This is a genomic window from Symmachiella macrocystis, from assembly GCF_007860075.1.
Lineage (GTDB): Bacteria > Planctomycetota > Planctomycetia > Planctomycetales > Planctomycetaceae > Symmachiella > Symmachiella macrocystis.
Genome location: NZ_SJPP01000002.1, coordinates 1,364,968 through 1,385,916, shown reverse-complemented (window position 1 = coordinate 1,385,916; position 20,949 = coordinate 1,364,968). Strand labels below are relative to the sequence as shown.

General features: G+C 55.7%; 14 protein-coding genes. 3 read left to right on the top strand and 11 right to left on the bottom strand.

Annotation, left to right across the window (positions count from 1 at the left end; all coding sequences use genetic code 11):
• Positions 1 to 173: 173 nt before the first annotated feature.
• Entirely contained in the window at positions 174 to 1,406 is a 1,233-nt protein-coding gene (locus CA54_RS23440) for a transporter (RefSeq protein ID WP_146373384.1), read from the top strand.
• Between the two features lie 81 nt (positions 1,407 to 1,487).
• Here the strand turns inward: CA54_RS23440 and CA54_RS23435 are convergent, their stop codons facing one another.
• From CA54_RS23435 to CA54_RS23400, 8 genes are all read right to left on the bottom strand, one after another.
• Positions 1,488 to 2,069: an RNA polymerase sigma factor gene (locus tag CA54_RS23435; RefSeq protein WP_146373383.1), complete on the bottom strand. Its 582-nt coding sequence runs from the start codon at positions 2,067 to 2,069 to the stop codon at positions 1,488 to 1,490.
• Between the two features lie 89 nt (positions 2,070 to 2,158).
• Positions 2,159 to 2,737, bottom strand: coding sequence for a DNA-3-methyladenine glycosylase I (locus CA54_RS23430; protein ID WP_146373382.1), 579 nt, complete (start codon positions 2,735 to 2,737; stop codon positions 2,159 to 2,161).
• A 45-nt stretch (positions 2,738 to 2,782) separates the two neighbouring features.
• Positions 2,783 to 3,139: a VOC family protein gene (locus CA54_RS23425; protein ID WP_146373381.1), complete on the bottom strand. Its 357-nt coding sequence runs from the start codon at positions 3,137 to 3,139 to the stop codon at positions 2,783 to 2,785.
• Between the two features lies 1 nt (position 3,140).
• Complete coding sequence (locus CA54_RS23420; RefSeq protein ID WP_146373380.1) at positions 3,141 to 3,461, bottom strand: hypothetical protein; 321 nt, start codon at positions 3,459 to 3,461, stop codon at positions 3,141 to 3,143.
• Between the two features lie 193 nt (positions 3,462 to 3,654).
• Positions 3,655 to 4,161: a hypothetical protein gene (locus tag CA54_RS23415; RefSeq protein ID WP_146373379.1), complete on the bottom strand. Its 507-nt coding sequence runs from the start codon at positions 4,159 to 4,161 to the stop codon at positions 3,655 to 3,657.
• A gap of 5 nt (positions 4,162 to 4,166) precedes the next feature.
• Positions 4,167 to 4,589: a secondary thiamine-phosphate synthase enzyme YjbQ gene (locus CA54_RS23410; protein ID WP_146373450.1), complete on the bottom strand. Its 423-nt coding sequence runs from the start codon at positions 4,587 to 4,589 to the stop codon at positions 4,167 to 4,169.
• Positions 4,589 to 5,089 carry a hypothetical protein gene (locus CA54_RS23405; protein WP_146373378.1) on the bottom strand — a complete coding sequence of 167 codons (501 nt, stop codon included), beginning with the start codon at positions 5,087 to 5,089 and terminating at the stop codon, positions 4,589 to 4,591. Before CA54_RS23405 ends, CA54_RS23410 begins: the two co-directional genes overlap by 1 nt.
• Before the next feature lie 45 nt (positions 5,090 to 5,134).
• Positions 5,135 to 6,019: a carbon-nitrogen hydrolase family protein gene (locus CA54_RS23400; RefSeq protein ID WP_146373377.1), complete on the bottom strand. Its 885-nt coding sequence runs from the start codon at positions 6,017 to 6,019 to the stop codon at positions 5,135 to 5,137.
• Between the two features lie 246 nt (positions 6,020 to 6,265).
• Between CA54_RS23400 and CA54_RS23395 the strand changes: the two genes are divergently transcribed.
• Together CA54_RS23395 and CA54_RS23390 are read left to right on the top strand one after the other, a co-directional pair.
• A complete protein-coding gene (locus tag CA54_RS23395) occupies positions 6,266 to 9,898 on the top strand; it encodes a PAS domain S-box protein (protein ID WP_197532759.1) in 3,633 nt (1,210 codons plus the stop codon).
• Positions 9,899 to 10,127: 229 nt separating this feature from the next.
• On the top strand, positions 10,128 to 11,048 hold the full coding sequence (locus CA54_RS23390) for an ATP-binding response regulator (RefSeq protein WP_146373375.1): 921 nt from the start codon (positions 10,128 to 10,130) through the stop codon (positions 11,046 to 11,048).
• Between the two features lie 22 nt (positions 11,049 to 11,070).
• On the opposite strand, the gene CA54_RS23385 is transcribed toward CA54_RS23390, so the two are convergent.
• The 3 genes from CA54_RS23385 to CA54_RS23375 form a co-directional block, all read right to left on the bottom strand.
• Complete coding sequence (locus CA54_RS23385) at positions 11,071 to 16,521, bottom strand: WD40 repeat domain-containing protein (protein ID WP_146373374.1); 5,451 nt, start codon at positions 16,519 to 16,521, stop codon at positions 11,071 to 11,073.
• A 138-nt stretch (positions 16,522 to 16,659) separates the two neighbouring features.
• A complete protein-coding gene (locus CA54_RS23380) occupies positions 16,660 to 19,050 on the bottom strand; it encodes a bifunctional serine/threonine-protein kinase/formylglycine-generating enzyme family protein (protein WP_146373373.1) in 2,391 nt (796 codons plus the stop codon).
• 186 nt (positions 19,051 to 19,236) lie between these two features.
• On the bottom strand, positions 19,237 to 20,715 hold the full coding sequence (locus tag CA54_RS23375; RefSeq protein ID WP_146373372.1) for an aldehyde dehydrogenase family protein: 1,479 nt from the start codon (positions 20,713 to 20,715) through the stop codon (positions 19,237 to 19,239).
• Positions 20,716 to 20,949: the final 234 nt, after the last annotated feature.

Sequence of the window (20,949 nt, the reverse complement as noted above, 5' to 3'; positions counted from 1 at the left end):
TTGTGAGTCCTCTAATGAGATAGCGGCTTGTGGTTTTCTGCTGCGCTGCGAGGGGGTTCCTGCCGAAGCTTTACCAATAATGCCTCGTCAGATTGTTTCGCCCCTGATCCGTTTTTGCAGCGGGTGGCGACGAGGTCATGTGTTCTCGGCCGGCTGAAATTGGGGGTGCAGATATGAGTTCGCGCTGTAAGACTTCGTTGCGAATTTGGCAATTGACCGTCGCGGTTTGCGTCTGTGCGGCAACCGGCGATGCGTTGTTGGCCGCGGGGTATCCACAGGCGCGAGGACAGCGTCCGGGGACCTTGGCGGCGCATTTTCAAACGCGGCCCGACAGCCCGTTTGCTGCTGTGCAAGCCAACTATCAAGCCGGCGGTTATCCCTGTGCTCCCCAGGCTTCGTGCGCGCCGAGCACTCCTTACACCGCGCCGGAAACGCCGCCGCAACCGCTGAGCAACACCGCTCCACCGGCAGCGCCGCAATACAACTTCAGCAACGCGCCCAGCGGATTGGTTCCCAGTGCGCGGACCGTGGCTGCTAACGGCGGATACATCGACCCGGCGATCGTGGAGACACAACTTCGCTTCCGTTACGACTCGGCTTACGGTTTCAACCGCGCCGACCGCGCTGAATATTTTTATAGCACTTGGACGGTCTTCGGCGGAAAAACACCGCCGCGCGATATGGGGCCGAACGACAATATCGATGCCCAGTTTTTCAAACTGTATTACGAACAACTCGTCATGGACGATGTGTCGTTGTTCATCGAAGCCCCCATCATTTTGAACAACCCTTCGGGCGTGCCCGGTCCCGGCCCCAACACCAGTGGCTTCGGCGACCTCAACGCCGGTTTCAAATGGGCGTTGTGGGAAACCGACACGACGATTTTGACGTTCCAACTGAAAAACTATATCGCCGTCGGCGACCCCGACAAATGGCTCACCTCCGGCCACGCCAGCATCGAACCTGGCTTGCTGTTTTTGACGCAACCGGCCGACCGCTGGACGATTGAAGCAGAACTCAAAGATTGGATTCCGATTCAAGGCGGAGTCAATCCGCGAAACGGTCGCGACTTTGCCGGCAACGTGCTCAGCTACGGAATCGGTGCTGCTTACGCGGTCGTGGACAACTCCAGTTTGAGTGTCGCACCGGTTGCCGAGTTCGTCGGTTGGTCGGTATTGGACGGACAGAAAACCGACTACGCTTCCTCGGGACGCCTCATCGGCCCGGTCGATGCAAGCGGCGACACAATCGTCAACGGCAAGTTCGGCGTCCGCATCGGCTTTGGCCAAGATGCGTGTGATCCGTGCAAGCAACGCGATTCCATCTACATCGGCTACGGCCGCGCTTTGACCGGCGAACGCTGGTACCAAGACATCCTGCGAGCGGAATACCGCATGTTCTTTTAACAGCGTGCAGTGTTGAAGAAATTAAAAAAGCGACCGACGAGAAATTCGCCGGTCGCTTTTTTGTTTGGGTGTTGTTGTTGGTTACACGATATCAATATCACCCGATTCGGCCGCCATGGTAGAAACTTTTTCGCGAATGTTGGTTAACCGTCGGCGGACCGTTCGCACATCGACTTCGTTCTGCTCGGCGATTTCTTCTTGTGTGTAGCCTTCCAATCGCAACGTCAACAGTTGCTGTTCGATCGGCGAAAGTCGTTTTTGGATTTCTCCCAAAAAGTCGGTGAATGCCACGAGGTCCAGCGTCCCCGGATCACGGCACATGACTGCAGCCAGTGTGTCGTCAAACTGGTTCCGTTCGCGGTCGGGATCCCGTTTTTTTCCGCGGACTTTGTTGCGGACCTTGTTCAGCGTGATGGTGACCATCAATTTCCAGAAGTCATCATCTTTCTGGAATTCAAAACTACCTGCCTGTGTGCGGCGGAACATTGTGCGAAACACCGACTGCACAACGTCCTCCGGATCGAGACGCCCCTGGAATTTGTTGGAAAGCCGTTTACGAGCCAACATCACCAGCCGCTCGCCGTAGCGTTGATGCAATTGCGTTGCTGCATCCTGATCGCCGCCGCGCCAGCGATCGACCAAGTCCGTACTATTTTCCGTCATTCCCGAGTTTTCCTTCCCCGACACCGCCCTAATGACCCGATTGGCAATTCCGCACGGCCATCCATCATATCACAGCAGCCCGCAGGAAATCATCCCCGATCTTCGGCTGCGATCTGGCTGTATCGGTAGCAGCTGGTCTCGTGGTCGTTGACCATCCCCGCCGCCTGCATGAAAGCATAACAAATCGTTGAGCCCACAAATTTGAAGCCCCGGGCCTTCAATTCTTTGCTCATCGCATCCGACACGTCGGTTTTCGCCGGAATATCACTCAGCGATTTCCAGCGGTTGCGAACCGGTTTGTCGTCAACAAATTGCCACAAAAACTCGGAAAACGAGGTCCCGCTTTTTTGCAATGCGAGCAATGACTTCGCATTCTGAATCGTCGCTGCCACCTTCAACCGATTCCGCACAATCCCCGCATCGGCCAGCAGCTTCTTGACCTTGGCGTCTCGATAACGGGCGATTTTCACCGGATCAAATCCATCGAACAGGCGGCGATAGTTCTCGCGTTTATGCAAAATCGTCCGCCAACTCAGCCCAGCCTGCGCTCCTTCGAGAATCAACAGTTCAAACAACCGCCGATCATCGCGCAACGGCACGCCCCATTCTTCATCGTGATAGGCGACCATGAGCGGATCTTCGCCGGCCCATTGGCAACGTTGGGGCATGTTCTGGATTTCCTGATTGCGAATTCGTTTAGCAGCCGTGCTCAATTACTGTTGATACAACTCCACCGACCGCCCTTCTGGGTCACGCACGACCGCGCGTTTTCCCCATGAGGTTTCCTTCGCCGCTGTGACGATTTCTGACTGCTGAGTCTTTAGTTTTTCGACGACTCCGTCTAGATCAGCAACATCAAACCCCAGGCGGGTTGTCGTGTCCACCGGTGAAGTTTCATCGGGCAGCGGATAAATTTCAAAAATAGCCTCGCCGATCTTCGTCGCCAAGTGCAAGGGACCCCGCCCGTGCTGTTCCTCGACGAACGTACAGCCGAGCGACTCGTAAAACCGTCGCAGTTCTTGCATGCGATGGGTTTTGATGACCAGAAGTTTGAAAGTCGGTGACGTCATTTTAGATTTTTGATTTGGAGTCGTTTGAGTCGTGTGCGGCAGCGACTTCGATGGCAATACCCTGTCCGCTGCGTGTACGGATGGCCCAATACACGCTTCCGATGAAGACCAACAGCAATGGTAGAATAATTTGTTGGCCGGAGGACATGCTCAGCTCGCTGAGATTGACAAAGGACTGTTCGGTGGCGGATAAAGCGCGCCCCTCTTGGGCCCAAGCCAGCGTGGTCCGTGGAAAAACGAAGGCAAAAAAGACCAGACCGGAAAGCATCACAGCGCTAAGTAGTACCAAGCCACCAGCAAGATAGGTTTGGATGTTTCTCATATCGATTCTCCTAAGAGCTTGGCGAGACTTCGTTTTGTCGATTCGCAGGAAGAAGCGCGCGGCAGCTAATGTTTACCTAGGTATTCGTGATTTTTATCCCAATATTGGCGATTTCTTGGCACTATTATTAGATACGTCACGGGTGGCAGCGATTGCGCAGCAATCGGTGTGCCGCCCGTGTGATCTTCTGATGTCAGTCGGTTCTTTCCCCGAACGTCACGTTGTATGCCCAGTCGATCAAGTCCCTTTTGCCATCCAAAGAATGAAGCAGTTTGATTCTCGCACTCGGAGAATGGTATGGCGTCCGAATCATTCCACTTTCGTTTCTCGCCCCTAATTTGCATTCAAGCCAAGTCACCTTGTCACCCTTGGTATCAACCTGCATTCCAGCAAGGAGAGGGACGATTGTTTGATCCGAAATCAGAATACACTGACCGAAAATGCTCATTGTTCGCACTCCGGTCTTCGCTGCTACCAGTGGAATCACCCCGTCGAGACTATCGTGAGCCCACTCTGGATGAATCTCACTCAAGACTTCCGGGATGAAATACTCCACAGCACTCAACACATCTCGAAACTCTGGGGATTCTTGGATACGATCACCAGTTGCCATCGAGTTCAAGATCGACAAAAGGGATTCAGCGATGATTTGCTCTGCTCTTGTGGTGATCCGATCAGATGATTTGTTTGATTTCAGCATGGCCATCACTCCCCAATCACCTTCACCAACACCCGCTTCGCCCGCCGCCCATCAAACTCCCCGTAGAAGATCTGCTCCCACGGGCCAAAGTCTAGTTTCCCAGCGGTGATCGCCACGACCACTTCGCGGCCCATCACTTGGCGTTTCATGTGAGCGTCGGCGTTGTCTTCGCCAGTACGGTTGTGGTGGTAGCGCTGGGGCGAAGCGTCGAACGGGGCGAGGTCTTCCAGCCATTTTTTGTAATCGTGATGCAGACCTGGTTCGTCATCGTTGATGAACACGCTGGCAGTGATGTGCATGGCGTTCACCAAACACAACCCCTCCTGCACCCCGCTGCCCCGCACGATCTGCTCGACGTCGGGGGTGATATTTAGAAAGTCCATCCGGGCGGGGATGTTGAAGGTTAGGTATTCGGTTTTCGATTTCATCATTCACACCTTGGTGGGTTGATTACGCTTGCTTCAGTGACCCAAATCTCACAGCCAACGGTCACTCGATCGTTCGGCACATCTGCCGGAAGGAGAAATCCGAAGGGCGTCTTCGGCGTCCACGGATTGATGAACTCAATTCCGGCGACATGTGTTCGGACAGGGTTGCTTTCGGAGCGTATTTCAATGTCATCCCCGATTTTCAGTGCAAGCCATGAGGGAAGGTCCTCGTATCGCTTGTCAGTGGTTACGACCACCCCCCGGCCCTGGATAACGAACGTGTCAGACACATTGAAGGCATGTCTGGTCATCGTTTTACCCTCGGACATACGTGCGACCAAATGCTCAAGTCGGTCATCTTCAACTGAGAAGAGTTCCGGGCAAGGTTCACGGGGTTCGACCGCATTGACAAGCAGTTGTCCCAAACGCCAGTCAGGGACTTTTGTCCACATCTCACGGATCGTCGCCAGAACACGGTCAATTCTTTGTGGATCACGCATTCATCACCCATTTCACACGATAAAAAAATGTCGAGCGCCAGAAATTCAATTATCGCGTGCCAATGTCCCATACAACTCCGGACGCCGGAAGCGAAACAAATACTCCGGCTCCGCCCGTGCCGCTCGCAGGTCGTCAGCAGAGAGATCCACAATCAGCATTCCAGGTTCGTCGGTTTTTCCCTCCCAGCCGGCTAGCACTTCGCCACGGGGACCGACCGCCATGCCGCCGCCGGGGAAGTTTTGTTCCACCCCGGCGCACTCCACATGGCCGACGTAGTTGCAGGCGATGCCGAATACGCCGTTTTCTGCGCAGCGGGCTTTGAGTGCGGTACCCGCCCAATCGGCCCAGCCCTCGACAGTGCGTGGTGGTGGGTCGGCGGCGAAAGGGAAGAGGACGATCTCCGCATTTTGAACCGCCAACAGCCGCGTCGATTCGGGGAGCAGCGCGTCGAAGCAGATGTTGGCGCCGATACGGCCCAGCGGCGTGTCGATAACGTTCGGAGCGCCGCCGCCGTTATAAAACGGCATCTCGAACATGGGGATGTGCATCTTCCGCCAATGCCCCAACAACCCGTTGGGGCCGACGAGAATGTGCGTGTTGTACAGCAGGTTTCCCGCATCCTCGAGCATGCCTGTTGCGATGAGTATGTTTTTTGCGCGGGCGATATCGGCGAGTTGGGTAACGGCGGGACCATTTAACGGTTGTGCGGAGCGGCGGGCGGCGGACAGGGCTGTGCGGAGCCACTGCTCGTGGTTGCCGGTAGGGTGGTTGGGAATAAAGCCGGTCAGCGACAATTCTTGGAACAACACCAATTCTGCCCCTTGTTCCGCAGCGCGGGCGGTCCAGGATCCGAGGCGATTGATGTTGGCTGTTGTGTCGCCGGGCAGGGTATCGACGGCGACAGCGGCTATGCGTACTTGGTCCCGCATGGATTCGTGAACTCCAGTGGTTGGCATTAAAAGGAGGGGCAAAATGGACGGTGAAGCGCGGCGGATGCATTATAACTCATTGATGCAAATTGTCTCTGCCGCCGAATTCGCTTTGCTAGCCGTAATGTGTCAGTGTACCATCAATAAGCGGAGAACTGGCAGTCTGCCTGTTGGTTCGCTTGGCCGGGATTTCCATCGCCATAAAACAAACGGGACAAGACGTCAATTACGAGGATGATCAATCAGATGTCGCCCGAACTTTCGCAACTCTTTGCTCGCTATCAAAAATTGCAAGCCGACATGGGTTGGAGCAATGCCGACGAAGAGCGGCTTCGGCACGTGCGTGGACCATTGGCGCAACACATCCCGGCGATCATTGACCGTTTCCGAAATGGTCTGGGACTGCATTTGAATCCTGACGATTCGGCACGGTTCTCCTTGCGGGACATCGACAATCTCGTCTCCGCGTTGGAAAATTGGTTACGCGAGTTTTGTGACGGGCCTTATGACCTTTCCTATGTTGAGCGGCGGTTTCAATTTGGCGCACAGCATGTCGCATTTGGCTTGGATGAATTCCAGACCACCAGCGGACTGTCGCGCGTCCGCATCGCCCTGATTCGCGTTCTGCAGCAATGCTGCAGCGACGATGTGGACCGATTTGTGTCGACCGTGGAGTCGCTGACCAAAATTCTGGATATGGATTTTGCAATCATCGAGTCCGCCTATCAGGTCGAACAGGCGAATCTGTTGCGGCACACCGAAGCTCGTTATCAGTCGTTGGTGGAAAGTTTGCCGTTGCACTTTTTCTGCAAGGATTTGACCGGCCGCATCGTATTCGGGAATCAGCGCTGTTGTGATTTGCTGGGCATCACGATGGACGAGTTTATAGGCAAAACCGACTACGATCTATTTCCCAAGGAGTTAGCGGACAAATTCACTGCCGATGATGCCAAGGTGTTCAGTACCGGTGAGACTTACGAAGATGTGGAGGAGAACCGCGGACTGGATGGCGAGACGATCTACGTGCATGTTCTCAAAGCTCCGGTCAGGGACGCGGACGGAAATGTCGTCGGCGTGCAGGGGGTTTTTTGGGATGTCTCGGACAAAAAGCGGGCTGAAGAAGCGGCTCATGTCAGTGAAACCCGGTTTCGCCAATTGGCGGAGAATATCCGCGAGGTCTTTTGGATCACGTCGCTCAACGGCGAAGAAATGGTCTATGTCAGCCCGGCCTATTCCGAGATTTGGGCATTGTCCACCGATGAGCTTTATCAAAATCCGCGGCAATGGATGGAATCGATTCATGAAGAGGACCGCCCGCGTGTCGAGTCTGCATTTCTAGGACGGGCGGTGACGGGTGTCTATGACGAACAATACCGCATCATCCGCCCCGACGGAGAAATACGCTGGATTCGGGATCGCGGGTTTCCCGTCCATGATGAAGGTGGAAACGTCTATCGCATTGCCGGTGTGGCGGAGGATATTACCCGCCGCCGAAAAATTCAGGAAGAATTGCGACACAGCAACGACCGCTTTCGCCGGTTGGTGGAGTCGAACATTATTGGCATTGTCGTTACCGACTTGAACAAACGGATCGAAGAGGCCAACGATCTGTTTTTGGAAATGGTCGGATATACCCGCGAAGATTTGGAGGCGGGGCGGATTCGCTGGAAGCATTTGACGCCTCCGGAGTATTATGACGCCGACAATCGCGCGTTGGCGGAATTGATGAAGAATGAGGTCTGCGTTCCCTGGGAAAAGGAATACATTCGCAAAGACGGCAGCCGAATTCCGGTGCTTGTCGGCGTGACGGCACTTTCGGAGCATTGGCAAGAAGCGATTAGCTTTATCGTCGACATGACGGAGCAAAAACAGGTCGAGGCCGAACTCCAGGTTGCGCTGCGCGCAGCGGATGCGGCCAATCGGGCCAAAGGAAATTTCCTGGCCAACATGAGCCACGAAATCCGCACGCCGATGAATGCCATTATCGGCATGTCGGAATTGGTACTCGATACGACGCTCACCCGCGAACAACGGGAATACCTGTCCATCGTTCTGGATTCGTCCGAAGCGTTGTTGAAGCTCATCAACGACATCTTAGATTTTTCAAAAATCGAGGCGGGGAAACTCGAAATCGAAAAGGTGGAGTTCGGTCTGCGGGATTGCGTCGGCGGGGCAATGAAGGCTCTAGCGGTTCAGGCTCACCAAAATGAGTTGGAGTTAGTCACCCATGTCGTTCCCGGCGTGCCGGAACGCATTGTTGGGGACCAATCTCGTTTGCGGCAGATCTTGGTCAATCTGATCGGCAACGCCATAAAATTCACCGGTGCAGGCCAAGTGGTGGTCCGAGTCGGGACCGAATCCAGTACTGATCGAAAGGTCGTCCTCCACGTCGCCGTCAGTGATACAGGAGAAGGCATCCCCATCGAAAAACAAAGGCACATCTTCGGGGCCTTTGAACAGCTAGATAGTTCCATTTCGCGCAAGTTCGGCGGCACAGGACTGGGGTTGGCGATTTCCGCGCGACTGGTGGAACTCCTCGGAGGGCGAATTTGGGTTGAAAGCGAACCGGGAGAGGGAACCACGTTTCATTTCACCGCAAGTTTCGGCACACTGACCAATTCCGGCATTTCGGTTGCCACAGGGAGTTCGGATTTGCAGGGGTTGCGAATGCTGGTCGTTGACGACAACGCCGCCAATCTCAACTCCATACGCGACACCCTAGAAAGCTGGGGAATTCAGCCTGATCTGGCGGCAAATGGCGAAGAGGCAATTCCGTTACTGGACCAGGCCACGCAGTCGCAGCAACCGCACAACTTGTATTTAGTCGATGCCCATATGCCTGGTCTCGATGGATTCAATTTGTGTGAAACCATCATGAGCCAATTCGGCCGAAGCAAACCGCCCCTCATCATGATGCTCAGCCCTGGAGATCGTTCTGCCGATGTCGCACGCTGCGAGCAGGTCGGAGCGACAGCCTATTTGATGAAACCGCTCAATCAATCGGAATTGCTGGATACAATTTTAGCAGTCATGGATGGAACGGGCGTCGACATCGTCGTGGGGGACTTGGGCGATCACGAACCAACCCCCATTCGCCGTTTGAATGTGTTATTGGTCGAGGACAGTCCGTATAACCAAAAACTTGCCTTGGGATTATTACAGAAACAAGAACACAATGTCATTGTGGCAAACAATGGCAGAGAAGCAGTCGAAGTCTCCAAAATTCGCGACTTCGATTTGATTCTCATGGATGTACAAATGCCGGAAATGGATGGATTGGAAGCGACACGTGTCATTCGCAAACGCGAGGAGGGGACCGGGCAGCATGTTCCCATTATCGCCATGACCGCTCAGGCCATGAAAGGGGACAAGGAACATTGTCTTGAGGCCGGTATGGATGCCTATCTCGCGAAACCGGTCCGCGGCCGTGAATTGTTCGCCGCCATGGAATCCCTGGTCGGCTCAAGCTCTCAATCCGCCGCCGAGCCTGTTCAGACGTCAGAAACCGCCCCGCCGGCCAACGGCGCGCCCGACTGGTCGGTGGCGCTGGAAAATGTGGATCAAGATCGAGAACTGTTGCGCGACGTGACTGCCGCGTTCGTTGAGGAATGCCCGCAATTGGAGGCTCTCGTCGAGTCCTCGATCGCTTCGGGCGATGGACGCGAACTCAGCCGCGCCGCGCATACCATCAAAGGCGGCATGCGGATGTTCGGCGCCGTTGTCCCAATGGAAGTCGCCGCCGAGGTGGAAGCCACAGCCGGGGAGGGAAACCTCATCAAGGCGGCGGAAATTTATGAGGGGTTGAAGCCGATGATCGCCAATGTCCTGCGAGAACTGAAGGCTTTCATCGTCAATCCTGATTCGTTGGGCGACCCATAAGGAGGAATGTGTCGGTAGTTATTAGCGGGATTGCTTGCACGGGCGTAGCATGTAAACTTGAGGTGAGTGACAGACCTGAAATTTGCGGCGGTTTCCGATAGAATCTTCAGGAGCAGGATGAGTCGTTACAACGGAAGTGACGGGATTGGCGATTAGTGTCGCCATGAAGGACGCAAAAGAGACAACCCAGACGGATCTACGGTGACGAAAACACAACAGGAGCAAACGCATGACAAGCATTTTGGTCGTGGATGACTCGGCGGTCGATCGGCGATTGGCGGGAGGCTTGTTGGAAAAAACATCGGATGCCACGATTTACTATGCCGAGGATGGTGTCGACGCTCTCGAGCAGATCGAATTGCACATCCCCGATATGGTCGTCACCGATATGCAGATGCCCAACATGGACGGCTTGGAACTCGTCAAACAGGTCAAAACGCTCTACCCGCTGATCCCCGTGGTTTTAATGACCGCGCAGGGCAGCGAGGAGATCGCCGTGAAGGCCCTACATTGTGGCGCCGTGAGTTACGTTCCCAAACGGAAGTTAGCGCAGGATTTGACGGAGATCATCAACCGCGTGACGGCCGCCTCACAGCAAGATCGTTCGGACACGCGGCTGGCTCGCAAAATCACGTCCCTCGACACATCGTATGTGCTTGAAAATGATCTGGCACTAGTTTCGTCGTTAGTAAACCATCTGCAAAAAACGATCATCCGCATGGGCGTTTGTGGGCAATCTGAAAGAATTCAAGTTGGGATCGCCATCGAAGAAGCCTTAGTGAACGCATTCTATCACGGCAATTTAGAGCTTGAAGCGGAATTGCGAGAACACGATCACAAGGCGTTTTATGCGCTCGCTCAAGAGCGGACCAAGCAATCCCCTTACCAGGATCGGCGGATTCATGTGCGGGTGCAGATGACGCGCGGCCAAGCCATATTCACCATCCGCGACGAAGGACCCGGCTTCGATCCTGCCTTGCTGCCCGATCCCACCGATGCTGCCAACTTGGAAAAACCGGGCGGACGCGGAGTCATGCTGATGCAGGCCTTCGCCGATGAAGTGACCTACAACGACAAAGGGAACGAAGTCACATTGATCAAGTCCCGCGAACCAGAGGATTCGGTCGAATTGGCCGACGACCAAGAGTAGGGTGCATCCTCGAATGGTTCTCTCAATTCTTTTGTTCGAGCAGTACCAAGCTACGCAGATCCTCGTGGACGACTGATTCATACGCCATGGCGCTCAGCACATCGGATTTGCCAAGGGCATCGTGAAGCGTCCCCAATTGCACCGTGGTTGCCCCTTGATTGACGACGTTCACCATAAATTGCTCAACGGCGAGCAGTAGATTCGATCCCGGTTGATCTCCACCTTGCACAAGGCGCAGAAACCCCAACATTCCTTGATCCGGCAAGCGATGTACGCCCGAAAAATTTCCGTTGGCCGCATTGATCGGTCCGGGTCGGGATTCCAGGAACACTAGATGGGCGCCCGGCATATTATTGAAGTGCCGGTTCAACCATCTCCGAGAGATAGCCGATTCATTGCTTTGAGGAGAAACCCAGTTGTCGTGCGTCGCCAAGACATAGTCGCCCTCATCGGCACCGGCCACTTCCTTACCTTTGTAAACAAAAATGATCACATCGTTGGGCTCTCTTTTTAAGACGCGTCGATCCATCTCGCGTTTGACCTTACGTAATTGTCGGCGAACCGACGTGATCGTGGCATTTTCGCCCACGAGCGGATGAATGGTATGTGCAGTAAAGGCGTTGTTTTTCTCGTCACGTACTTGGAATGCCCCCCGCGTTTCATTCAACAACAATGCTTCGTCAGCCGGACGCCCCTCGACCTCCGTGTCTTTGGCCACTCCCACGACCACTAGGTGCAAGTGCTGCCGCGTTTCCGGTTTTGTACAATCAGCGTAATAGGGCGGCACCATTTCAACGGCTGCTTGGGGCAGGTGAATGCGAATGCGGTTTTCCTGCGCTCGATTGAGCACCACCGGGACCGCAAATTCAGCCCGGCCATTTTTGACTTGAGAGAGATCCAGCTCCGCCGTGCGTAGAAAACCGTTGACCGATACTCTCACAAAGCGTTTGTGCAACGACGGCGCCGCAGCCGGGGAACTCCATTCCACATGCCCTGAAAGTTGCACCTGACCTTCCTCAGCAGGCCGGTCAAACACATTGCGGCCGGCTTGGAATAAGGTTTTGAGCGGCTTCCCTTCGCCAGTCGGCACGTCGATTTTGTCAATCACCACGCGAACCGGTTCCTGCAGGATATTCAGCCGTACCGGATTGAGCGGCGCGGAGATGCCTCCGTCGTTGGTGGCTTCCAACAAGATTTCGTTCATCTCACCCGGTTCAAGCGTGACCTCAAAATCCTGGGTCAGTTCATACTCACCAAATTCATTTTTATCATTAGGCAGATCTTCAGTGGGGAGTGGATGCCGTTCTTCTTTGCCCTTCGCCGGGCAACGCGTAATCAGTTCGACCCCTTTCAACAGACTTTCAGACCGTACCGTGAATGCCACCGAGACGCGCGTTGTCTGAATCGCTTGATCGGTCGAGGGACTGAGGATCCGCACTGTCGGGACGGGCGGCGGCGCTTTGACCACCGTTTCGTTACTGCTGCGTTCAATTTGCCCGTCCCGGTTCTTTGCGATAACCACCAGGCTGTTCTTGCCTTCCACGAGCGGAATCTCCGGGGCTGTCACTCGCCAGAGTCCCGTTCCCTCGGCGGCTTGTTCTACACGATACAGATCCTTGGAAAGCGTTTGACCATTTCGCGACACTGTAATTGTCGGTGCATCCAGTTCAATGGGTGACCGCACTTCGCAGTGGGCTGCCGCGTTGGGGAATTGCGTTTGTTTGAGCGTGATCTCACTAATCTGCGGCGGAATTTTGTAACGCACGTCGCATAACGTCGTCCGCGACTCGCCGCCCCATTGATTTTTTAAAACCAGTTCCACGCGATTATCGCCCCGCTGAACATCGATCGTGGCACGTAAGACACCTCGCCGTGGATTGTTCGGTGACGTTTCAATCCGCGGGGCCGTTTCGATCCGCGCACCGTTCACAAAAATCATCGCCGTCTTGTCGAGTTGCTGATCGGTCAAAGACACACCCGACGCGGATAACAACGACGCTTCGATTTCCACCTGTGGAGCGACCGGCGAGGTCAGGGAAACCTTGCGTCTCTTCGGGCTGGTTAACAAGACATACGGTGTGGGCGGAATATAATTGACGTGCAAGTCGAACTGGTCCGTTCGTCCTCCCTTAGTCGTCGCCTGCAGTCGAATCGTTTGCAGACCCGGTTCAAGTTTCACGGTGTTGACGACATCAATATTCGACGAGTCGACCGCCAGTTTTTCCGTCATCACGATCTTGTCGCTGCGGAGCACCATAAGCTCGGCGGATTCCAATCCCGCGTCCGCTTCAATCCGGCCGGTCAGCTTCACCTCGGGCGTTTCAACGGTCACCGTCCCGGTGGGAAACTTGAGTCCGCTGCGTCCGTCGATCTCCTCCACAGACGAAATCGTAATGACCGGCGGACCCGATTCGACGAATTCGACAGTGAACACGCTCCGCACAGTTTCGATGTCCTCATAGCCCGACATGGCATGCGCGTTAGTCGCAATGACTTCGAACCGGTTGGCGCCCGCTGACAAATCGACTGCGTGCTCAAGGACTGCCTTGAGTTCCTCTTGGGCGAACAGTTTGGGGCCGATCGTCTTGGTCTGTGGTTGTCCGTCGTTCCAGGTGGTGATTTTGATGGTGGCGTTGATATCATCCGCACGGTCGACAATGTCCCCAGTGAATGCAAACTTCTTAACCGGCGTTCGGGTGTGGGCTTGAGGTACGTTCAAGTTGATGGTGGGCGCAGGACGCTGAAATCGGAGCTGTTGTTTGATTTCAAAAACGCGCGGTGGCAATTCGTCGGTTTCCAGCCGTACCAGAAATTCACGCACACCGGTTTCCCAAGGGGCGACCGAAAGATCCGCTTCCCAAGTGAGGTCGTTGGTCAATGAGAAATCATGAAACTCAGCATTCGCTGGCCCCAAACGCCACTGCAGCGATTTGATGTTGCCGACCGGAAAAACATCCGCCGTTAAGGTCGCGTTCTCGATAGATCGCATGATTTCCACCTGGGCCAACAATTGGTCGGTGCGGGCCACCACGTGTCGGTTCGGCGGATCCTGGTAAACCAATCCATCTTGCGGGGCGATAATTTCCAACGACATGCTCGGCGTGGGCGGTTTCGCGACCGGGGGAGTGCCGTGCTCGATGAGATGCTCCAGCAAACCGGGCGCGTAATTTTGTCGACGATATTCTCCCGTCGAAGCGAATCGCGCCGGCGTCTTCGGATCGCCGGTATTAAAATGCCATCCCAGACTCGACTCCGCGTTGCGCCCTTGTGCATCGTACTTACCGATCGGATGCCAGCCGATCCATGTCGGTTCTTCTCCATCGGGGAAGAACAACGAGAACAATGGCTTGCGCTCGTCCGTCGCTTGTTCAACGGGGATGGCCACCGGTTGCGCGCGGCCGGCAATCGTGATCATCGCCGATTGCCCCGGCTTCAATTGCGAGACGTAGCGGTAAAAATCCCAGGCTGTCTTAAAGGGCAGGGGGACATCCTCGCCATTGGCACCGCGCCGCACAGCTCCAGTAATTTGGCTACCTTTTGGCAGTTGTGGGAGACCACGATCGACGATGATCGCCCCTTCGTCGTCGCTCAGTTTTAGTTTACGAATCAATCCATGTTTGCCCAAGAGCGTGTCGGAGATGTCGGCCAACCACCAAACCGAGATCGTGTGATCGCGCGACGTGGTCGCCAGCAGCCGGCCATCCTCAGAAAATGCCATGTCGACGATCGGTTCCACGTGTCCGGAAAACCGTCGTAGTTCCTGCCCGCTCTGCATGTCGTACAAGCTCAATTGCGGCAGCCCCGACGTTTCGGTTGCGACTGCGGCGACCGGGACGGGGCAATGCTCCGTCGCCCGGCAGACTGCCCACGCATCGAGAACGCGCACGCCATCAAATTCCTTGTCCGCCTGCAGATCCAGTGTTTGTTGCCGTACGCCATTATTTCGAAATTCCAGTCCCGGCCCAGCCTCCCCCTCGACCGGAACCACGTCCCATCCGCCGCGGTCGGGAGTCACGATGTTCCAACCTTGGGTCTCCGCGCTCAGCGAGCGAGCGGTGATGTCAAAGACTTGATCGTTTGCCTGAAGTGCATTTTGACCGGCGGCCGTTCGCGGCTTCGCGTTTAGGACCAACCCCGTGTTCTCACCTCGCTTCGCAAATGCCACAAATTGTTGCGCGTGTCCCGACCCGCGTAGGCGTTGAATGGGTTTCGCTTGTTGCGCACCAGCAATCAAGTCACCCGTGCGGTAAATCAGCACCTCGTTTTGTCCGTTGCCACTAATCGCCATCAGTTCGCCGTTTGCCACCGTGGCGATGCTCACCATCCGCAACGGTCCGCTCCATAGTTTAACCTCGTCAGGCAGCAGTCTTTCCGCATTTAAATCGACGGGACGTAAGCCGACCTCCCATTGGTTGCCGGTCGTGGGAGCGGCAATCACAAAGGCGACCCGATCGAGATTGCCCTGAGGGCGTGACTTGAACTCCGCCACGGCTAAGGGAATCGCGCGGGGGTCAATGGTTCCCAAGCTTTGGTAATTTCCCAACAATCTTTCCGGAGGCAATGGCCAGACACCGATATCACCCGCCACAGCCGTGATCAGTGCGTTTTTCTCTGGCACGGCAGCGACGGTCAGTGCGTGCGGTTTTGTGCTGCGCACGCTCCACGTTTTCTGAGCGGCATCCCAGACGCGAAATGTTCCGGTTTGTTTTTCGCGGTTATTGTCGCCCCAGGCGATCGCCACCTGGACATCTTGCGGATTCTCGCCGGTATGCCAAACACTCAAGCCCGGGCGGCGGCCTTGCGGCGAGGGGAGTCCACCCAGCGCGGAAATGGATCGGTTCGGCTGTTGAAGATTCCAGACGCGAATCGCGCCTTGGAAATCCCCTTTCGAATACTCTTCGGCGGCGGAAACCAAAATCGGCGGTTTGCCGGCGCGGTGCGGCGCGAACTTCAATGCCACGACCGCTCCCCGATGTTCCCGCAACGCAATCGCCTTGCGCGTTTGGGTATCGAACACATAGATCATGCCTTCATCCAACCGCATGTCGGTCGTCATTGCCGCACCGGGCCACAACAACGCACGGTCATCGCGGAGTCCGGCCACGCGGGGATCGCTTTGGTTTCCCTGTCCGGCAGCGGCGATCCAGCGACCATCATCGGAGACGGCAATGGCGTTGATCGCTCCTTCAAACCGTGGACCGACCGGGACCCGCCAGGTCAATTCGGGCTGATAGACGAATCGGCCGGCGCCTGCATAAGCTTCCTTCCACACCCAAGCATGCACGACCTTGTCTCGTCCAGCGGCGTAGAGCACTTTTCCGTCGGGACTGAAAGCCAACGACGTGATAAAACTGACCGGACCGCCGGCATTGACCCGCAAGATCGGAACGTTGTCTTTTTCCGCAGCTGATATCAAAGCGGTGGGGACAAGCGAACACAACACCAAGGCGAGACCAACGGTGATTCTGTTCATGACTAGACTCGATCAATGACAAGGTGCGAATGAGCAGGACGGGATACAACGGTGCTTAACTAGATATCCGATACTATATCGAATTCGGGGGCCCCAAATCAAAAAAACTCCACCGAATTCGCAAGATTCGCCCGTCTCTTAGTCAATCGGAATCATCACGCGAAAACCGACGTCCCTGCCGCGGAGGGCAACGATCAAATCCTCCGAATCTTTGGTGCTCAGATCGTTGTAAGTGAGTGGCTGTACCGGTTTACTGTTGGCCGATCCGCCTCGGAAGTATTGCTGTCCACGGCTCACCGTCCACGAATCTTCCAGGTCCACACTGGTCGATGTGTCTTGTTCTTGAATGAGCGACAAGTTCTCCCGCACCGTTCCTTCAGGGTTTCCGTCTAAATTGACATCCGCAGTGTATTCCCAGCCATTACCCGCCATGTCCCGGCATCCGTAGGGGCTCACATCGTCGGCTGATGAACCCACCACAGCGGGCGGTTCGGTGCCCTGTTCGTGGTTCAGGGCGATACGTAATGGAGTTGCAGCATCCCAGATACCGCGATACGGCCCTTGCGGCCAGTTTTTCTTGACGAATTCAATATCAGTGTCCCACAAGCCTGTCGCAATGTTCCAGTCCCTCTGCCGCGGCAACGTTCCCTGCCCGTTGCCGATCCATTGCGCGATCAGCTCAGCTTCGTCGACCCGCAGGTTCATCGCCGGGATGTTGAGATATTCCGGTTTCTCCGGGTGAATCAACCAATCAAAGAGCCCGTCCGTGGGACGAATCTTGGAATTCTCTCCATGATACGTCCACGACTGCACGTCGAGCCTTTTGGGATGGGCTGCGGCGTATTCCAACACCCACTGATTGCGGACCTTGTTTTCCATCAGGTAAAACGGTTCGACGCCACGCGGCCACTGCGACTCGACCTGTGCGCTGCCGGGTAATCGGTCTCGATGAATCAAGAGAAACGGAATGCGGATTTCAGTGCCGGACTCGCCTGCGATCACTCGCTCAATACGGCCGGGCAGATACGTTTTGTTTCCCGGCCCGGCCTTATCATTGTGAGGATGCGGAAACAATCCCGACTCCGGATCGCTGCGGAACCCTTGCGCGTCGGGCAGCCAAACCCGAGGTTGTTGAAAAATCAGAGCAGCCCGGATTTTGTGGGAGAGTTCCTTTCCCGTTTCGGGGTCTTCGATTTTGACCGTTGTCAGTGTTTCGGCGTCTCGCGGGGGCGCTTCGATGGCGGCGGTCGCTTGGATTTCAACGGACTCAATTTCATTGGCGCGCACATGGACCTGTTTCTGCAGTGCCTCCCCATCGGCTTGACCGTTCCAGGAGACTCCCGAAATCCCCTGAAGAGTGAGATTCGCGAAACCATCGACGTCCGAGGTGAGGAGGATTTGCAACGTCGCTGAATCCCCCGCTGCAATCCGCAGCGTCTCAGTATCGACGGCAATTCCCGGTGGTGTTGGCGGCAAAGCCTGCGGCGGTTTGTCCTGTGGACTGCGATTACCATAGACGAACCAGAGGCCGCCCAAGATCACCACCAGTGCCGCGGCCACCCATCCCAAGTATGATTTGGCGGAACTCCGGGGAATATTCGCTTCCCAGTTCCGAATCGTGTCCTGCGAAAGAATTTGCGTATCGGCCACCGCCGAGGCAATGTCGCGTGGCAGGCTTTTGAGCAAGCGTTGCGAAACTGTTTGCATCGAATCAGGACGGTCACCCGCCTCTTTCGCCATGCAGTCTTGTACGACGTCTTGCAATTGCGGCGAGAACTCTTGATCGGGCGCGACCTCCGCCATCGATGGCGGATTTTCCTTGACCACCTTTTGCATGAATCCGAACAGCCCCGCATAGGAGTCCGGCGGCGCAAAAGGGAGTTGACCGGTCAGGATCTGATACATCGTCGTGCCGAACGAATAGATGTCGCTGCGAAAGTCGACTTTCGCTCCTTCCAACTGCTCCGGCGACATATAGGCAATCGTCCCCGAGAACTCACCCTGGGTACCCATGATCGTGGGATTGGTGATGGTGGCAAAATCGGCCAGCTTGGCGATTCCCAAGTCGAGCATCACAAACCGCTCGCTCTTTTTACCCTCATCGACCAGCATCACGTTGCTAGGTTTGATGTCGCGGTGTACGAGTCCCGCTTCATGCGCTTTTTGCAGTGCTCCACAAATTTGCTCGGAAAAGTCGCGCAACTGCTGTCGAGTCAAGGGGCGCTCTTTGTCCTTCAAACGAACATCGAGCGGCTGCCCTTGCAGGTACTCCATGACCAAAAACGGCATCTCGCCCGGCGGATCGTAATAGTCGTGGAGCGTAACGACGTTGGCATGCTCGAATTTGACAAGCAGCTTGGCTTCGCGCTTAAACGTGTTGACGAAATTCTCGTCGACTTTTTCGTTGGGGATTTTGACGGCGACCGAGCGGCTCAACTCCAAGTCCCGCGCACGATAGATTTCCCCCTGCGCGCCGCCGCCCAGGCGCTCTTCAAGGCGAAATCGGTTGACGAGAATATCCCCAAGCATTGCTGTGCAGTTTCCTTAGCCGGAATCGATCGGGAGCGGTCTACGAGACTTTCACTCAGGATACTGCACATCCCCCACCCAAGTGAACGCCGAATTGCACAAATCCCGCTATTCATCCATATGGTCGCCCCAGGGATGGTATAAGAAGCCTCTCAGAAGCGACCCAACTACAGCCAGACCGCACCGTTACTCCAGACTCATCGTCACTGTCTTCAATTCCGTGTAATTCGCCAGCGCTGCTTCGCCCAACTCGCGGCCGATGCCGCTCATTTTGAAACCGCCGAACGGGGCAGCTGCATCGAAGACGTCGTAACAGTTGATCCAGACTGTGCCCGCTTTGATGCTGTTGGCCAGACGGTGCGCCTTGCCGACATCCCGCGTCCAAACGGCGGCCGCTAGACCATAAAACGTGTTGTTGGCCCGGGCGGTGACCTCCTCGATGGATTTAAACGGCAACACGCTGAGTACCGGGCCGAAGATTTCGTCGGTGGCGATCGGCATGTCGTCGGTGACGTTGTCGAAAATAGTCGGCTCGATATAAAACCCTTGGTCGCCAAAACGGGACCCGCCCGCCACGCAATGCGCGCCGGCTTCGTTCCCCTTGTCGATGTAACTGAGGATCTTGTCGAATTGCGCTTGATCAATTTGCGGTCCTTGTCCCGTTTGCGTGTCGAACGGATCGCCCAATTTGCGGCCCTTAGCACATTGAATCAGCTTCTCCACAAATTGTTCGTGGATCGCTTCTTCGACAAATACCCGGCTGCCGGCACAACAACATTGCCCTTGGTTGAAGAACAACCCGAATTCCGTCCCCGCCGCAGCGGCATCCAAGTCGGCGTCGGCGAAAATCACATTGGGGCTTTTGCCACCCAGTTCAAACGTCAACCGTTTGAGCGTTTGCGCCGCGTCGGCCATGATGATCTGCGCGGTTTTATGCTCGCCGGTAAAGGCGATTTTGTCGACCTCGGGATGTTTCACCAAAGCCGCACCCGCTGTGGGACCATATCCCGGGACGATGTTGATCACCCCGTCGGGGAAACCCGCTTCCATGGCCAGCTCACCCATGCGTAGACAGGTCAGCGGCGTTTGCTCGGCCGGTTTCATCACCACCGTACAACCGGCCGCCAAGGCCGGTCCCCATTTCCAGGCCGCCATCAGCAGTGGAAAGTTCCAGGGAATAATCTGTCCCGCCACACCCAACGGCTCGCGCCGTGTGTAGCAAAAATAATCACCGCGAATCGGGATCGTCTGCCCGTGGATCTTGTCTGCCCAACCAGCGTAATACCGCAGACAATCGATCACCAACGGCAGGTCGGCGGCGCGGCTGTCATTGATCGGTTTGCCGTTATCGAGCGTTTCCAACGCCGCCAATTCGTCGAAATTGGCCTCAACCAAATCCGCCAACCGGTTTAGCAACGCGCCGCGATCACGGGCATCCATTCGACTCCACGGCCCAGACTCAAATGCCCGGCGGGCAGCGGTGACGGCCCGGTCAATGTCCTCGGTATCCCCCTCGGCGACATCGGCGATTTTTTCTTCGGTGGCCGGATTGAACGTGCAAAACGTCTTGCCGCTGGCCGCATCACACCATTGGCCATCGATGAGCAATTGTGTCTGCCGGACGGTCGGGGCTGTATAAATATCGTCGGTCGTCGTGTTCGCCATGGGAGTCTCCTTGGAAAAAAGCCCGAGGAATATACGGCCAAGACCGGGAACAGACGCCGAAAACGGCCGTCAGCTTGCTGTTGGCAATTGTAGCAAATATGGCCCGGCCGAGGATAGGCTTCGGGAGGGCGTGTAACACCCAGGTCCTGCTACCCATGTCCTAACTGCGACCAACTCCCTCAAGCCTGTCACCTCAAGCCTCAGGCCTCCGCAACAACATTGCCATTTCTTCCG

Excerpts from the sequence above, each read along its gene's own strand:
- CA54_RS23430 (WP_146373382.1), bottom strand. The coding sequence starts at position 2,737 with ATGCCCCAACGTTGCCAATGGGCCGGCGAAGATCCGCTCATGGTCGCC.
- CA54_RS23440 (WP_146373384.1), top strand. The coding sequence starts at position 174 with ATGAGTTCGCGCTGTAAGACTTCGTTGCGAATTTGGCAATTGACCGTC.
- CA54_RS23425 (WP_146373381.1), bottom strand. The coding sequence starts at position 3,139 with ATGACGTCACCGACTTTCAAACTTCTGGTCATCAAAACCCATCGCATG.
- CA54_RS23385 (WP_146373374.1), bottom strand. The coding sequence starts at position 16,521 with ATGAACAGAATCACCGTTGGTCTCGCCTTGGTGTTGTGTTCGCTTGTC.
- CA54_RS23415 (WP_146373379.1), bottom strand. The coding sequence starts at position 4,161 with ATGCTGAAATCAAACAAATCATCTGATCGGATCACCACAAGAGCAGAG.
- CA54_RS23405 (WP_146373378.1), bottom strand. The coding sequence starts at position 5,089 with ATGCGTGATCCACAAAGAATTGACCGTGTTCTGGCGACGATCCGTGAG.
- CA54_RS23420 (WP_146373380.1), bottom strand. The coding sequence starts at position 3,461 with ATGAGAAACATCCAAACCTATCTTGCTGGTGGCTTGGTACTACTTAGC.
- CA54_RS23375 (WP_146373372.1), bottom strand. The coding sequence starts at position 20,715 with ATGGCGAACACGACGACCGACGATATTTATACAGCCCCGACCGTCCGG.
- CA54_RS23390 (WP_146373375.1), top strand. The coding sequence starts at position 10,128 with ATGACAAGCATTTTGGTCGTGGATGACTCGGCGGTCGATCGGCGATTG.
- CA54_RS23410 (WP_146373450.1), bottom strand. The coding sequence starts at position 4,589 with ATGAAATCGAAAACCGAATACCTAACCTTCAACATCCCCGCCCGGATG.
- CA54_RS23400 (WP_146373377.1), bottom strand. The coding sequence starts at position 6,019 with ATGCGGGACCAAGTACGCATAGCCGCTGTCGCCGTCGATACCCTGCCC.
- CA54_RS23380 (WP_146373373.1), bottom strand. The coding sequence starts at position 19,050 with ATGCTTGGGGATATTCTCGTCAACCGATTTCGCCTTGAAGAGCGCCTG.
- CA54_RS23395 (WP_197532759.1), top strand. The coding sequence starts at position 6,266 with ATGTCGCCCGAACTTTCGCAACTCTTTGCTCGCTATCAAAAATTGCAA.
- CA54_RS23435 (WP_146373383.1), bottom strand. The coding sequence starts at position 2,069 with ATGACGGAAAATAGTACGGACTTGGTCGATCGCTGGCGCGGCGGCGAT.